The sequence below is a fragment of the Microbacterium sp. genome, assembly GCF_036566905.1.
GTDB lineage: Bacteria > Actinomycetota > Actinomycetes > Actinomycetales > Microbacteriaceae > Microbacterium.
In genome coordinates this window covers 1-15436 of record NZ_DATCVK010000209.1, presented here as the reverse complement: position 1 = coordinate 15436, position 15436 = coordinate 1, and the positions used below count along the sequence as shown (strand labels likewise).

Below are 15436 nucleotides of genomic sequence, written 5' to 3'. Positions count from 1 at the left end.
CGTCAGCCCTTGAGGCCCTGGGTGGCGACGCCGTCCACGAGGAAGCGCTGGAACAACAGGAAGAACAGGAGCACGGGGATGAGCGCGATGAACGACGCGGTGACCGTGGCGCCGTAGTCGCTGACCGAGGTCTGGTCGTTGTAGAGGCGCAGCGCGATCGGGAGCGGGTAGTTCTCGGGGCTGGTGAGGTACAGCAGGGGTCCGAGGAAGTCGTTCCAGGCCCAGATGAACGCGAAGATCGAGCACGTGATCAGGGCGGGCTTGATCAGCGGCAGGATGATCGACCAGAAGATGCGCAGGTGGCCGGCGCCGTCGATACGGGCCGCCTCGTCCATGTCGCGGGGCATCTGGCGGATGAACTGGACGAGCAGGAAGACGAAGAACGCCTCGGTGGCGAGGAACTTCGGCAGCAGCAGCGGCCAGAAGGTGTCGATCATGTCGAGCCGGTTGAAGATGATGTACTGCGGGATGATCACGACGTGGAACGGCAGCAGCAGCGTGCCGATCATCGCGGCGAACAGCACGCTGAGGCCCTTGAACTGGATGCGGGCGAACGCGTACGCGGCCAGCGACGAGGACAGCAGCACGCCGATCACGGAGCCGGCGGCGATGATGAACGAGTTCAGGAAGAAGCGCCACATCGGCACCCCGGCGATGCCTTCGAACACCTTCGTGTAGTTGTCGATGGTGGGTGCGTTCGGGATGAGGCCCATGTTCGAGCCGAACTCGCTGTTGGGCTTGAACGTGGCGAACAGCAGCCACACCAGCGGGTAGAGCACGACCGCGGTGACCGCGATGAGCACGATGAACCAGATCACGGTCTGCCAGGTCTTGCGCTTGACCTTGCGGCGCGGGGCGCGGGGGGTGGCGTCGGCCTGGTTCTCGAGGGTGGCGATGGCGGGTTCGCCGAAACTTGTGGTGCTCATCGGTTGTCTCCGGCGTAGTGGACCCAGCTTCGCTGGGTGCGGAAGAGGATGAAGGCGATGACGGCGACGACGATCAGCAGCACCCACGCGATGGCGGCCGCGTAGCCCATCTGGCCGTCGCTGAAGCCGCGCTTGTAGAGGTACAGGGTGATGAAGTTCGTCATGCCGGCGGGGCCGCCGGTGCCGTTGGAGATGATGTACGCCGAGGCGAACACCTGGAACGCGCCGATCAGGCCGAGCAGCAGGTTGAAGAAGATCACCGGGCTGAGCATCGGCAGGGTGACGGCGCGGAAGCGGTGCCAGGCGCCGGCGCCGTCCATCTCGGCCGCCTCGTACAGCTCCTTGGGGATCTGCTTCAGACCGGCGAGGAAGATGACCATGGTGGCGCCGAACTGCCAGATCGCGAGGAGGATCATCGCGGGCAGCACCAGCGCGGGGTTGCCGATCCAGCCGCCCAGGTCGATGCCGATCGAGGACAGGCCGTTGTCGACCGGGCCGTCGCTGGCGAACATCGCCCGCCACACGATCGCGACCGACACCGACCCGCCGATCAGCGAGGGGGCGTAGAACGCGGAGCGGAAGAACCCGGCGCCACGGTCGCGGTAGTTCAGCAGCATCGCCACCGCGAGCGCCGCGGCGAGGGTGATCGGAGTGCCGACCACCACGTAGATCAGCGTGATCTGCGCGGACTGGATGAACGCCGGGTCCGACGTGAACATCCGGATGTAGTTGTCGAAGCCGATCCACTTCGGCGGGCTGAAGATGTTGTAGCTGGTGAACGACAGGTACAGCGAGTACGCCATCGGGATCAGCGTGAGGCCGAAGAACCCGACCAGCCACGGCACCAGGAACCCGTAACCGGCGGCCGTCTCCTTCACGGCACGCTGGCGCATGCCCGGACGATCCACCCGCTCCGGCCGGGACCGGCGGAACAAGGAACGACGCGATGACTTCTCACCGGTCACGATGACTCTGGTCGCTGTGGTGCTCACGAGACTCTCCGATACGGGTTTGGGAGTGGTGTTCCGGGCCCGGGCGCATCGTGCGCCCGGGCCCGGAAAGCTGTCACTGGTTGAGGACGACGTCCATCTCGGCGAAGAACTGCGAGACCGCGTCATCCACCGTGACCGTGCCGAAGGCGAGCTCGGTGCCGAGCTGGCGGAACTTCTCCTCCAGGGTGCCGTAGCCGACGATCGGCACCGGCGGGGCGTCGCCCAGGCGGTCGGCGATCGACGCCTCGTAGTCCTTGACCTGCTGGCTCAGCGGGTCGAGCTCGGCGGCCTCGAGGGCGGTCTCCGAGGCCGGCAGGCCGCGGTTCGTGCCGAAGATCTCGCCCGACTCGGGGGAGTTCACGAGGAAGTTGACGAGCGTCGCCGCCGCCTCGGGGTGCTCGGTGCTGGCCGAGATCGTGTGGAGCATCGAGGGCTTCAGGTAGAGGTCCTTCGCGCCTTCCTCGGTCACCGGGGGAGCGATCAGGCCGAGCTCGGTGTAGCCCTCGCCGAGGCCGGCGAGGTAGCCGGCGCCGAAGTTGTCCCACGTGAGCTCGCTCGCCGTCAGCGCGCTGTCGAAGGCACCCTTCGGGGCGACCTCCTCGACGCGCTGCTGCGGGATGCCGATGCCGTCGCGGACGTCCTGGCCGGACTCCCAGAACTCGGTCAGGCGCTCCTCGTCGAAGCCGGGCGTGCCGTCCTCGTTGAAGAGGTTCTCGCCCTCGGAGCGCAGCTGCAGCTCGAAGTTCTGGATGCGGCCGGTGAAGTCGGCGCCACCCCAGAACTCGCCGCCCGCGCCGTCGGTGACCTCGCCCATCCACTCGGCGTAGTCGTCCCAGCTGCCGCCTTCGAACTCTGCGACGCCGGCCTTCTCGAGGAGGACCGGGTTTGTGAAGAGGCCCCACGCGTTGGTGGAGGTGGTGATGCCGTAGGTCGTGTCGTTGACGACGCCGATGTCGAGGATGTTCTCGGGCAGCGGGTCGGTCTCGATGATGTTGCCGAGGTACGGGTCGAGGTCCAGCAGCAGGTTGTTCTCGGAGTACTGACGCAGGTACGAGTAGTCGAACTGCATCACATCGGGGAGGTTGCCACCGGCCGCCTCGGTCTGCCGCTTCTCCCAGAACTCGGGGAAGGTCAGGAACGTGGCGTTGACCGTGATGTTGGGGTATTCCTCGTTGAACGCGTCGATCGCCTGGTTGTAGAGGTCGGCGCGCACGTCGTTGCCCCAGAACGCGAGGTCGAGGCTGACCTCCTCGTTCGGATCGAACGTGGGGGCCGCGTCGGGGGTCTCGTCGCTGCCGCCGGCACAGCCGGCGAGCACCAGGGCGGCGCCGGCCGCGATCGCGGCTACGGCGAGTGCCCGCTTCTTGCTGAACATCCTTGTCCTCCTTGTGAACGTCTGCGTTCGCTTCTCCGCGTGAGACATTCGTCGTCTGTGAGTGCGGTGTGGGCGCATCCGGGGTGCGGAACTTGCGGTGCTGGAAAGCGCTTGCCCGCTACGGTACCTGTTCTAAAAACGTTTCGCAAGGCGTTCCCGAGAAACTTTGGAACGATTCAGTAACGAGCGTGCGCGCGCGGTCGCGGCGGCCGCGAGGTGTGGCCGCGGATCACCCTCGGCTGCCGTGGCCGGCCTCGCGCCGTGTCCCGCGGCGCTCTGCTCCGGCATCCGATCTCCGGTTGACCTGTGGGATGCCGACGGGAGCCGGGCCGATCCCGCACCGCCCCCGCGGCGAGCGGCACGTGCGACTCAGCGGCTCGCGAGGCGGCGGCCCGTGGGACTCGGCGGGCCCCGGACTCAGTGGGCGGGGCGGAGGTCGATCACTGCGCTGGCGAAGCTCTTGCGGTGCGTCGGATGCGCGGCGAGATCGGCCGGGGTCACCACCGCGCCGTCCGCGTCGGCCGAGGCGTAGATCGCCGCGACGAGCTCGATCGACCGGGCCGGGGCGTCGGCCGTCGGCGGCAGCGGGGCCCCCGATCGCAGGGCGTCGAACACGTCGCGCAGCAGGTACACGTGGTCGCTGCGTTCCTCGGGGCCGGTGATGGCCCAGGTCGCGGCCTCTTCGGCGTCGATGTGAGCGGCGGGCGTGATGCGCCAGTTGTCGTGGCCGTGACCGTACAGGTGGTCGACCGTGATCGTGGCCTTCTCGGTGTCGATGCGGATCGCGCTCACCTCGCGCGGCGAGAGCGTGCTCGAGACGACCTGTGCGACGACGCCGCCCGCGAACACGACAGTCGCCGTCGAGACGTCCTCGGTCTGGGTCTCGCGGTCGAGGCGCCACAGGCGGCCCTCGACGCGGGTCCAGTCGCCGAGCAGGAACGCCAGCAGATCGAGCTGATGGATGGCGTGGCCGAGGGTCGTGCCGCCGCCCTCCGTCTCCCACTTCCCGCGCCACGGCACGGCGAAGTAGGCCGCGTCGCGGTACCAGAGGGTCTGGCACTGGGCGACGAGCGGGCGCCCGAGCGCGCCGGAGTCGAGCAGCCGCTTCACATGAGCGGGCGCCGTTCCGGTGCGCTGCTGGAAGACGACCGCGAGACGGCGATCCGCGGCGGCTGCGGCATCCGTCATCTCCTGGAGCTCGTCGAGTGACGGTGCCGGGGGCTTCTCGACGACCACGTGCGCGCCGGCCGCGAAGGCGGCGATGGTCTGGGCGGCGTGCGCGCCCGGGGGAGTGCAGACGTGCACGACATCGGGGCGCTCGGTCAGGAGGAGCGTCTCGAGGTCGTCGTAGACGACGGGGGCGCCGTAGGAGGCGGCGAACGCCTCGGCCGACGCACGGCTGAGGTCGGTGACGGCGACCAGCTCGGCCTGCGGGTACGCGGCGATCGCCCTCGCGTGCGAGTGGGCGATCGCTCCGGTGCCGACGATGGCGCAGCGCAGATTCTCGGTCACGGTGGCTCCTTCGGGTGGATCGAGAGCGGATGCCGCAGCCCGCGACATCCGCTCTTCCAGGGTAGGCGGTGAGGACGGAAAGCGCTATCCCGCGGGGCCGCCATCAGCGGACAGCGCGCCAGCCGCGCTCAGCGCGGGCGGCCCGCCTGCGTGGCGTGGAGGTGGGCGTAGCGGCCACCGGCGGCGAGCAGCGCGTCGTGCCCGCCGACCTCGACGACCTCGCCGTGCTCGAGCACGACGATGCGATCGGCCTGGCGGATCGTCGACAGGCGGTGGGCGACGACCAGGGTCGTGCGGCCGCGCATGAGGCGGTTGAGGGCGTCTTTGACGAGCTCCTCCGACTCGGGGTCCAGGGCCGACGTGGCCTCGTCGAGGAGGAGGATCCGCGGGTCGCGGACGAGCGCCCGCGCGATCGCGAGACGCTGTCGCTGCCCGCCCGACAGGCGGGCGCCTCGCTCGCCGACGACGGTGTTCCAGCCGTCGGGCAGCCCGTCCACGAACTCGGCCGCATTCGCATCGCGCAGCGCCTGGTGCAGTCGCTCCTCCGACACGTCGTCGAGGCCGTACGCGATGTTGTCGCGGATGGTCCCCTCGAACAGCACCGACTCCTGCGGGACGACCGAGACGGCCTGGCGCACGGTTCGCAGGTCGAGGCTCTGCATGTCGACGCCGTCGAGCAGGATGCGCCCGGAGGTCGGGCGCACGAATCCCAGCACGAGGTTGAGCATCGTCGATTTGCCCGATCCCGACGAGCCCACGAAGGCGACGGTCTCGCCGGGCGGGATGTCGAGCGAGACGTCGTGCACCGCATCCCGTTCCGCCCCGTCGTAGCGGTGCGAGACGTGCTGCAGCTGCAGGTGGCCGCCGACCTGTGCGACCGCGCGCTTGCCCTCGTTCTGCTCGAGGTCGGGCTCCTGGAGGACCTCCGAGATCGAGCGCATCGACTCGAGGCCGCGGGCTCCGACCGGGATGAGCATCAGCAGCGACGTCAGCCCCTGCGTCAGCAGCGTGAAGTAGGTCGACAGCAGCACGACCTCGCCGGGCGTGATCGGGAGGATGCCGGTCAGCGCGAAGATCGCGGCGAGCACGAGGCATCCGAGTCCGAGCAGCTGCATCGTGACCCACGAGATCGAGGCGACGTGGCCGTTGAGCATGTCGAGGTCGAGCCCCGCGCGGCGAACGCCGTCGGCGCCGGCCTGGACGCGTGAGACGGCGGTGCGCTCGAGGCCGTGCGCGCGGGTCACCGGGATGAGCGAGGCCATCTCGCCGACGCGCGCGGCGAACCCCTCGACCTCGCGGCGGAACACCTCGTTGCGCGCGCGCGAGCGGCGGCTGAGGGTGGCGCGCAGGACGAGGGCGATCGGCACGGCGAGGGCGTACACGGGGAGGAACTGCGGCACCGCGATCGCGGTCATCACGATGGCACCGATCAGCACCATCGTCGACGACAGGAGCGGGTGCGTCACCTGCTGCAGCATCAGCTCGACGTTCTCGACGTCGCGCACCACCTTCGTCTGCACGATCGACGAGCTCACCCGTGTGTGATAGCCGATCGACAGGCTCTGCAGGCGCGCGGCGAGGGCGTTGCGCAGGCCGGCGCCGGTGTCGCGCACGACCGTCATGAAGTTGCGCGTGTACACGATGTGCATCGGATAGTTCTGGATGAGCAGCACCGCTGCGATCGCGAACCACACCAGCACGGTCGACACGTCGCCGCCGGTCGCGACGAGATCGATGATCTCAGCCGTCACGACCGGCAGGAACCACAACGGGATCTCCTTGCAGGCGAACGCGAGGATGGCGGCGGTCATGCGTGCCGGGCGGCGCGCGAGCAGCGCCAGCACCGAACGGCCGGGTCGGGGATTCTGGGCGATGGTGATGATGCGCACAGCGCCGGTAAACGCTTTCTGCGTCATGATGACATGGTACTGACGGCGGGCGGCTGAGAGTGGACTTATCCGGCGGTCGAGGCGCGGACGACGAGCTTCGGCTGATAGACCACGTTGCCGAGGTCGGCACCGGCGGTGCCGGCGATCCGGGCGAGCAGGATCTCGGCGGCGGTGCGGCCCATCTCGCGGGCGGGCTGGCGCACCGAGGTGAGCGGCACGGCGGCGATCGCCGCGAACTCGATGTCGTCGTACCCGACGACCGCGACATCTTCGGGCACCCGCACGCCCTGCGAGATGAGGCCGTGGACGAGTCCGATGGCGAGGTGGTCGTTCGACGTCACGATCCCCTCGGGCCGGTCGGCGGGGGAGCGGGCGGCGAGCTGCTCGCCGAAGGCGCGGCCGAGATCCGAGGTCGTGCGCGACGTCCAGATGGGCTCGAGCGACGCGCCGGCGTGGGCGGCGACGGCCATGCGTGCGCCCTGCAGACGCTCGCGCACCTGCCGCACCTCTTCGCGCGCGCCGACGAAGGCCAGGCGACGACGGCCGGTCGCGAGCAGGTGCTCGGCCGCGAGGCGACCGCCCGCGACGTCGTCGAACGACACCGACGGCAGTTCGCCGGTGTCGTCGACCGCGTCCACCAGGACGACGGGGATGCCGCGGCCGCGCAGTCGCTGCAGCCAGGGCTCGAGGGGACCGAACGGGCTGACGAGGGCGCCTTCGACCTGCACGCGCTCGAAGAGTTCGAGGTGGTCGCGCTCCTTGGCGACGTCGTCGCCGGAGTTGCCGACGAGCACGCGAAGTCCCGCGGCGGACGCCGCGTCCTCGGCACCGGCGACCATGTCGGCGAAGAACGGGTTCGCGATGTTGATGACGGTCATGCCGAGGAGACCCGACCGGCCCGCGCGAAGCTGCTGCGCCGCCTGCAGCGGCACGTAGCCGAGCTGGTCGGCGGCCGAGCGCACCCGGTCGACGAGCCGGTCGCTGACCATGTGCGGGCGGTTGAGCGCGTTCGAGACGGTGCTGATCGACACGCCGGCGCGCTCGGCGACATCACGGATGCCGACTCGCTTCATGTCGCTCGTTCCGTCCTGTTCTCCCGGCGCCTGGCCGGGAACGGACGCCCCCGCGCGTCCGGTCCGACCATGGTAGGCGTTTTCCATCGCGTGGACGCCGCGCGGGGACCGCTCCCGATCGTTACCTCGGCGTTACGGGAAGACATTTGACGAATCCTGTCCTCACGCCTACTCTTCAATCGAAGCGGTTCGAAATCGAAGCGGTTCGACACTGCAACCCGAAACCCGCCTCTCGACGGAGCGGCAGCCACGTACACGAAGGAGTGACATGGAACGGCGTCATGCTCACCCGGCGGCAGTCTCGGCGGATGCCGCGCACCCGGGCACGGTCCGATGACCACGCAGGCTCAAGCGCAGACGGTCTTCCAGGAGGCCGCGGTCCACAACCTCGATCAGGGGGCGAAGCGACGCCGTGGTCGCCGGCTGCGACCCGCGGGCAGCCGCAGCTCGTTCACGCTGTTCCTCTGCATCGTCCCGTTCCTGATCCTCGCCTTCCTGTTCTCGTACCTTCCGCTGTACGGCTGGATCTACTCGCTCTACGACTACAAGCCGGCCCTCGGCCTCGAGGGCAGCGAGTTCGTCGGGCTGCAGTGGTTCCAGATGCTCGTGAGCTCGCCCACGCAGATGGCCCAGATCGGCCAGGTGCTGATGAACACCCTGGCGATCAGCTTCCTGGGCATCGCGACATCCGTGCTGCCGCTGTTCTTCGCGATCCTCCTCAACGAGGTGAAGGCGCCGTGGTTCCGCAACTCGGTGCAGACCCTCACTGCGCTCCCGAACTTCATCTCGTGGGTGCTCGTGTACATGATCGCCTTCTCGCTCTTCTCGAGCTCGGGCCTGGTCAACGACGTGCTCAACGATGCGGGGCTCATCACGGCGCCGATCAAGTTCCTCGACAGCGACCAGAACGTCTGGATCACCATGACGCTCTGGAGCATCTGGAAGGGACTCGGCTGGGGCGCGATCATCTACCTCGCCTCGATCGCGGGCATCGATCAGTCGCTCTACGAGTCGGCCCGCATCGACGGCGCCGGGCGCTTCCAGCTGATGCGCTACATCACCATCCCGCAGCTGATGCCGACCTACCTCGTACTGCTGCTGCTGTCGATCGCCAACATCCTCAACAACGGCATGGAGCAGTACTACGTGTTCCAGAACGCGTTCAACAAGGAGTGGATCCAGGTGCTCGACCTGTACGTCTACAACATCGGCATGACGGGCAACAGCCTGTCGCTGGCCACCGCGATCGGCATGCTGAAGAGCCTCATCTCGGTCGCCCTCCTGCTCACCGTCAACGCGGTCTCCAAGCGCGTCCGCGGCGAATCGATCGTCTGAGGGCCGGGTCATGACCACCACGATGACGAAGACGCTCACCACCGCGAAGCGCGGCGACACCTCCGCCCGCTACCGGGCGACGGTCGGCGATGTGCTGTTCCGCATCGCGAACTACGCGCTGTTCCTGCTGTTCGCGATCATCTGCGCGTACCCCTTCTACTACCTGATCATCAACTCGGTCAGCGCCAACGACGTCTCCGCCCTCGGGGATGTGCGCCTGTGGCCGGTCGGGTTCCACCTCTCGAACTACACGCAGGTGTTCCAGCTCCCGGGCCTGCCGATGGCGACCGTCGTGAGCGTGGGCCGCACCGTGATCGGCACCGTGCTGACGGTGCTCGCCTCCGCGTTCCTCGGGTTCATGTTCACGCAGACCCGCATGTGGGGACGCAAGTTCTGGTACCGCTTCCTCATCATCACGATGTACTTCAGCGCGGGCCTGATCCCGGTCTTCATCATCATGAAGACGCTGGGCCTCACCAACAACTTCTGGGTCTACGTGCTGCCGTTCGTGGTGCAGCCGTTCAACGTGATCCTCGCGAAGACCTACGTCGAGTCGATGCCGCGCGAGCTGCAGGAGGCGGCCGAGGTCGACGGCGCCAACATCCTGCAGGTCTTCTTCCGGGTCTACCTGCCGAACATGACGCCGATCCTCGCGACGATCGCGATCTTCAGCGCGGTCACGCAGTGGAACAGCTTCCAGGACACCCTGATCTACATCACCGATCAGAGCCTGTACACGCTGCAGTACCTGCTCTACATGTTCATCAACCAGGCGTCGAGCCTCGCGCAGGCCGCGCAGAACGCCGGCGGCAATCTCGGCCAGATAGCCGGGGTGGCGACCCAGCAGACGCCGACCTCGATACGCATGACCGTCTCGGTGCTGGTCGTGCTGCCCATCATCTTCATCTATCCCCTGTTCCAGCGCTTCTTCGTGAAGGGCATCATGCTGGGCGCCGTCAAGGGTTGACGGCGGCCACGCACCACCAAGAAAGGAAAGCAATGAAGCTTCGAAAGAAGGTGTCCCTGGCGCTCGTGGCGCTGCTCGCCGCGGGATCGCTGGCCTCCTGCAGCGCGGGCGGCGGCAACGATCAAGGTGCGATCGACCAGTTCCCCGAGAAGTGGGACAAGGAGATCACGATCGACGTGTTCGACGGTCTCGCGAACTACATGGGCGTCCAGCAGGGCTGGTTCGCGAAGATCGTCAAGGACAAGTTCAACATGAAGTTGAACATCATCGCCCCGAACGTCGCGGGCGGCGGCGACACCCTGTACAACACGCGCGTAGCCGCCGGCGACCTGGGCGACCTCATCATCACCGACAAGGGCGAGAAGCTCGACGAGCTCATCGAGGGCGGCCTGGTGCAGGACTCGTCGAACTACTACCCGGCGATGGACAACGCCGCCGAGTTCGATGCGGCCGTCGAGAAGCTCAACGACGGCAAGGACGGCATCTACGGCTTCCCGTCCGCGGTCTCCTCCCTCAAGCCCACCGAGCCCTCCGAGGGCCTGAACCCGACCTTCGGCCCCTACGTGCGGTGGGACTACTACAAGGAGCTCGGCTACCCCGAGATCGGCACCCTCGAGGACCTGCTCCCGGTGCTCGCCGACATGCAGGCGGCCCACCCCACCGCCGACAACGGCCAGCCCACCTACGCCTTCTCGCTGTTCAAGGACTGGGACGGCAACATGATGGTCACGGCCAAGCAGCCGGCGTGCTTCTACGGCTACGACGAGATTGGGTTCGTGCTGGCCAAGGCCGACGGCTCGGACTACCAGAGCATCCTCGACCCCGACGGCGAGTACATCCGCAACCTGAAGCTCTACTTCGACGCCAACCAGCTGGGCCTGGTCGACCCGGAGTCGACCACGCAGAACTACGACACGCTGTTCTCGAAGTTCCAGAACGGCCAGGTGCTGTTCTCGTGGTGGCCCTGGCTCGGGCAGTCGGCGTACAACACCGAAGAGAACATGGCCGCCGGCAAGGGCTTCGAGATGGCGCCCCTGCAGGACCAGAACATCTTCTCGTACGGCGCCGAGGCGTACGGCGGCAAGCAGGTCTTCGCGATCGGCTCGAAGGCCGACGACCCGGAGCGCATCGCCGCGTTCGTCGACTGGCTGTACTCCGCCGAGGGCGCATACGCCAACAGCAGCCAGACCGGAGCCTCGGCGGGACCCCAGGGCCTCACGTGGGAGGTCAACGACGCCGGTGAGCCGGAGCTCACCGACTTCGGCAACCAGGTGTTCCTGCAGGGTGGCGCGACGGTTCCCGAGGAGTGGGGCGGCGGAGAGTACGCCGACGGCGTCTCTGCGCTGAACCTGAGCGCGGTCCTCCCGATCGACACCGACGCCGAGACTGGCCTGCCGTACAGCTACACGTTCTGGCCGACCTACCAGGCCGCGATCGCCAACCCGCTGACCGAGGACTGGTCGGCGAAGATGGGCGACGCGACCTCGACCATGGAGTACCTGCAGGCCAACGACCAGGTGCTCGTCGCCCCGGGTGCGAGCTACGCGGCTCCTGCCGACGACTCCGAGATCGAGACGCTGCGCAACCAGGTCAAGGAGATCATCAAGCAGTACTCGTGGCAGATGGTCTTCGCCGAGAGCGAGTCGCAGTTCGAGTCGCTCCGCGACGAGCTCATCGAGACCGCGAACGGCCTCGGCTACGAGCAGGTGCTCGAGTTCGACATGGACAACGCGAAGTCGCAGAACGACGCGCGGGTCGCCGTGGCGGAGGAGTTCGCCAACTGACACCCGCATGACGCGAAGGGCCCGGGATGCTGCATCCCGGGCCCTTTCGTCGTGCCCCGGCCCCCGCGATCCCCCCGTTGACGTGCCTCACATGCACGCGACACGCCGCGCGCGGCGTGCATCTGTGACAAGTCAACGGCGGTGACGCTGACGGCGAGGCCGTGCCTCGGAGCCGGCAGCGCGCCCGCACGCTTGCGGCGGGCCCCGGACGGCGTCAGGCGTCGTGGCGGGTGAAGACGCTGCGGAAGAGGAAGGCGGTCGCGTATGCGCCGACTGAGAAGCCGATCGTGCCGACCAGGATCGCTGCCGGCGGGAACAGGATCATGAGGGCGACGGCGGTCACGGGGATCACCAGGACGCCCAGCGTGCGGACGGGCTCCGCGGCGGGCAGCAGCAGGGCGTTCTTAAGCGTCTGGCGCACCGTGTTGCGGAAGTACGCCACCTGCGCCATCGCGTACAGGAACGCCGCGAAGAGGTACACCGCGCCGATGACCGCGGCGATGCCCGCAGCGCCGGCCAGCAGCGCGGGGTGCGCGAACCAGAAGACGCTCGAGAAGCCGAGCACCGCCGCCGGGAGCAGCAGGCAGAGCATGAGGACGGTCGCGCGGCCGAAGTTCGCGCGGAACGCGGGGAAGTAGTCCTTGAGGGGCCGCCCGCTCTCGTCGTCGGAGTAGCGCAGGGTCACCTCGTACAGCGCGCTGGTGGCGGCGCCGATCGTCACGACCGGCAGGCACAGCACGATGTACAGGAGGTTGAGCCCGACGAAGGTCAGGAACGTCGAGAAGCCGCCGATGGTGCGGCTGTCGGGGTCGATCCGCATCAGCGGGTCACCCGCTGCCCGGCGTCGGGTGGGGAGGCATGCGCGCGGGTCACCGTCATGTCGCCGCGGGCACTCCGGTCAGGGCCGGCGGCAGCAGCCGCACGGCCGGCTTCGCGCCGTTCGCGAGGATCTCGCAGATCATGTCGGTCGCGGCCGCGCCGATCGCCTCGGCCGGCACCGCGATGCTGTCGGCGAGTCCCGACACCGAACGGGCGACGTCGTCGGGGCAGAGCGCGACGACGGCGAGATCGTCGCCTCGCGCGTGACCGCGCTGGGCGATCGTCGTGGCAACGTGCGGCAGCGCGCCCTCGTTGTGCACGAAGAAGCCCGTGATGTCGGGGTTCTCGGCCATCACCGCCTCGACGGTGGCGACCGACTCGGCGCTGCTCGGGCACGCGTGCACGGTGCCGGTCACGCCGTTGGCCTCGCACGCCGCGAGGAAGCCCCGCGCCAGGCGGTCGGCGTAGGAGGTGTGGCGCGACATGACCTCGGGGGGCGAGCCGATGAGGGCGAGCCGCCGGTGGCCCAGCGCCACGAGGCGATCCACCGCGAGCCAGCCGGCGGCCTCGAAGTCGAAGTCGACGCACGGGATCGCGCGCCGCCCCTCAGGGAGGCCGATCAGCACGCTCGGATGCCCGAGGCTCGACAGCGTGTCGATGCGCGGGTCGTCGGATTCGACATCCATCACCAGCAGGGCGTCGACCATCGATCCCTTGGCCGCTCGCTGCAGCGCCTTGGCGTCGTCGCTGGCGAGCAGCAGGATGTCGTAGCCGTGCTTGCGCGCCTGTGTGACGACTCCGGTGACGATCTGCATCACGACGTGCACGTCGACGCCGGTGCGCAGCGGCGCCTGGAGTCCGATGACGTTGGTCGAGCGCGACGCCAGTGAGCGGGCGCCCGCATGCGGGCTGAACCCGAGGTTGTCGATGGCCTTCTCGACGCGGTCGCGCGTCTCCTGCGAGATGGCCCGCTTGCCGCTCATGACGTACGAGACCGTCGAGATCGACACGCCCGCCGCCTGTGCGACGTCCGCGATCGTCACCATGAGGTTCCCCGTTCTCCTGCATCGATCACCCGCGTGGTCCCGGGGGCGAGCTCGTACGTGCCGAGCGGACCGTCCGGCCCGTGCACCATCATTGTCGTCGGTCGCGCGCCGGCCCGAAGCCGCGCCCGCACGAGGCGTCCGCCCGCCCATTCGACATCGACCGACACGTCGCCACGGGAACGGATGCCGCGCACGGCGCCGTCCGGCCACTGGGGCGGGAGCGCGGGCAGCAGCCGCAGCCGCACGCGCGCGGGGTCGATCGACTCCGCCTCCGATCGTGGCAGCGGCTCGGCCTGCTCGACCTGGTCGTCGAAGGACTGCACGAGGGCCTCCGCGATCGCCGCGGTCACGCCGAGGTTGCCGTCGATCTGGTACGGCGGGTGCGCGCTGAACAGATTCGGATAGAGCCCGCCGCGGTGCGCAGCAGTGCTCTCCGGGTCTTGCCCTTCGCGGGCGGCGGCCGAGTCAGCCGGGCGCAGCGCGAGGCGCAGCTGCGCGTGCACGGCGTCACCGTCGCCCAGGCGCGCCTGCATGCCGGCGCGCCACGCAAGTGCCCACCCCGTCGACTCGGGGCCGCGCAGCCGGATGGACTCGGATGCCGCGCGCGCGAGCTCCGGCGTCGCCTCGGGCGTGATCTGCGCGAGCGGGAACAGTCCGAGAAGGTGGGACAGATGCCGGTGGTCAGGCTCGGCCTCGGGGCGTTCGCGATCCCACTCGAGCAGGTCGCCCCGCGCCGAGGCGCGAGGGTCGGGCAGCCGCCCGGTGCGGGCAGTGAGCTCCGCCACCCAGGGCTCGTCGACGCCCAGCACGGCGGCGCCGGCGCGGCAGACGGCGGCCAGTTCGCGCAGCAGCGCGACGTCCATCGTCGCGGTGACGGCGACGCCGCGCTCGCGGCCGTCGGCGTCGAGGTAGTGGTTCTCCGGGGAGGTCGACGGACTCGTCCACGCGCGCTCGCCGTCGTCCTGGATCCACGACAGGGCGAAGGCCCCGGCCGAGGCGAGCACCGGCCAGGCCTCGTCCCGGAGGAACGCGCGGTCGCCTCCGAACGCGTAGTGCTCCCACAGGTGCAGTGCGAGCCACACGCCCCCGAGCGACCAGTTCGCCCACGCCGGGTCGCCGTGGCCGGCGCCCACCGGTGCCGCGTAGGCCCAGGCATCCGAGTTGTGGTGGGCGACCCAGCCGTCCGTACCGTACAGCTCTCGTGCGACGACCGGCCCGGTGGTCTCGGACAGCCGCCGCGTGAACCGCAGCAGCGGTTCGTGGCACTCGGCCAGGCCGGTGGTCTCGGCCGGCCAGTACGCCATCTGCGTGTTGATGTTGAGGGTGTACGCGCTGGACCACGGCCCGGGGAGCTCGGCGTTCCAGAGACCCTGCAGCGTGATCGGCAGCCCGCCGGGCTGCGACGACGCGATGAGCAGGTACCGGCCGTAGTGGAACGCCAGCGCCGAGAGGGCGGGGTCGTCGCGGTCCTGGGCGCGCCGCACCCGCTCGACGGTATCGACCGAGCCGGCATCGGCGTCATGGGGCGCGGGAAGCTCGAGCGCGCACCGCTCGTAGAGGGCGCCGTGCGCCGTGCTGTGCGCCCCGAGGAGCGCGCTCGCGGTGGCCGCGACGTCGGCGGATGCCGGGATGCCGCGGAGCAGGTCGTGTGCGCGCTGCAGCGCATCGCGGTCGTCGGCGGGCTCACCGGGGAGCGACGGGGCGGTGGCCGTCGCGAC

At 69.0% G+C, this 15436-nt stretch carries 12 protein-coding genes; 3 read left to right on the top strand and 9 right to left on the bottom strand.

Going from position 1 to position 15436, the window contains the following annotated elements; all coding sequences use genetic code 11:
- Nucleotides 1-2: 2 nt before the first annotated feature.
- From VIP82_RS17620 to VIP82_RS17595, 6 genes are all read right to left on the bottom strand, one after another.
- Nucleotides 3-926, bottom strand: coding sequence for a carbohydrate ABC transporter permease (locus VIP82_RS17620; protein ID WP_331910977.1), 924 nt, complete (start codon nt 924-926; stop codon nt 3-5).
- Nucleotides 923-1918, bottom strand: a complete 996-nt coding sequence (locus VIP82_RS17615) for a carbohydrate ABC transporter permease (protein ID WP_414684699.1) — start codon at nt 1916-1918, stop codon at nt 923-925. Before VIP82_RS17615 ends, VIP82_RS17620 begins: the two co-directional genes overlap by 4 nt.
- Nucleotides 1919-1991: 73 nt before the next feature.
- The gene (locus VIP82_RS17610; protein WP_331910973.1) at nt 1992-3293 is read right to left on the bottom strand and encodes an ABC transporter substrate-binding protein; all 1302 of its coding nucleotides are present in this window, start codon (nt 3291-3293) and stop codon (nt 1992-1994) included.
- 417 nt (nt 3294-3710) lie between these two features.
- The gene (locus VIP82_RS17605) at nt 3711-4805 is read right to left on the bottom strand and encodes a Gfo/Idh/MocA family protein (protein ID WP_331910971.1); all 1095 of its coding nucleotides are present in this window, start codon (nt 4803-4805) and stop codon (nt 3711-3713) included.
- A gap of 128 nt (nt 4806-4933) precedes the next feature.
- Nucleotides 4934-6721, bottom strand: a complete 1788-nt coding sequence (locus tag VIP82_RS17600) for an ABC transporter ATP-binding protein (RefSeq protein ID WP_331910969.1) — start codon at nt 6719-6721, stop codon at nt 4934-4936.
- A 38-nt stretch (nt 6722-6759) separates the two neighbouring features.
- A complete protein-coding gene (locus VIP82_RS17595) occupies nt 6760-7767 on the bottom strand; it encodes a LacI family DNA-binding transcriptional regulator (protein ID WP_331910967.1) in 1008 nt (335 codons plus the stop codon).
- Between the two features lie 333 nt (nt 7768-8100).
- On the opposite strand from VIP82_RS17595, the gene VIP82_RS17590 reads away from it, so the two are divergent.
- From VIP82_RS17590 to VIP82_RS17580, 3 genes are read left to right on the top strand one after another with little or no spacing between them, the layout of a single operon-like run.
- Entirely contained in the window at nt 8101-9102 is a 1002-nt protein-coding gene (locus VIP82_RS17590) for an ABC transporter permease (RefSeq protein ID WP_331910965.1), read from the top strand.
- Between the two features lie 10 nt (nt 9103-9112).
- Nucleotides 9113-10069, top strand: a complete 957-nt coding sequence (locus tag VIP82_RS17585; protein WP_331910963.1) for a carbohydrate ABC transporter permease — start codon at nt 9113-9115, stop codon at nt 10067-10069.
- A 32-nt stretch (nt 10070-10101) separates the two neighbouring features.
- Nucleotides 10102-11853 carry a type 2 periplasmic-binding domain-containing protein gene (locus VIP82_RS17580; RefSeq protein ID WP_331910961.1) on the top strand — a complete coding sequence of 584 codons (1752 nt, stop codon included), beginning with the start codon at nt 10102-10104 and terminating at the stop codon, nt 11851-11853.
- 214 nt (nt 11854-12067) lie between these two features.
- On the opposite strand, the gene VIP82_RS17575 is transcribed toward VIP82_RS17580, so the two are convergent.
- The 3 genes from VIP82_RS17575 to VIP82_RS17565 form a co-directional block, all read right to left on the bottom strand.
- Nucleotides 12068-12673 carry a YesL family protein gene (locus VIP82_RS17575; RefSeq protein ID WP_331910959.1) on the bottom strand — a complete coding sequence of 202 codons (606 nt, stop codon included), beginning with the start codon at nt 12671-12673 and terminating at the stop codon, nt 12068-12070.
- Nucleotides 12674-12728: 55 nt separating this feature from the next.
- Entirely contained in the window at nt 12729-13718 is a 990-nt protein-coding gene (locus VIP82_RS17570) for a LacI family DNA-binding transcriptional regulator (RefSeq protein WP_331910957.1), read from the bottom strand.
- On the bottom strand, nt 13712-15436 hold a 1725-nt coding region (locus VIP82_RS17565; RefSeq protein ID WP_331910955.1), incomplete at its 5' end, for a glycosyl hydrolase family 95 catalytic domain-containing protein. The genes VIP82_RS17570 and VIP82_RS17565, both read right to left, overlap by 7 nt.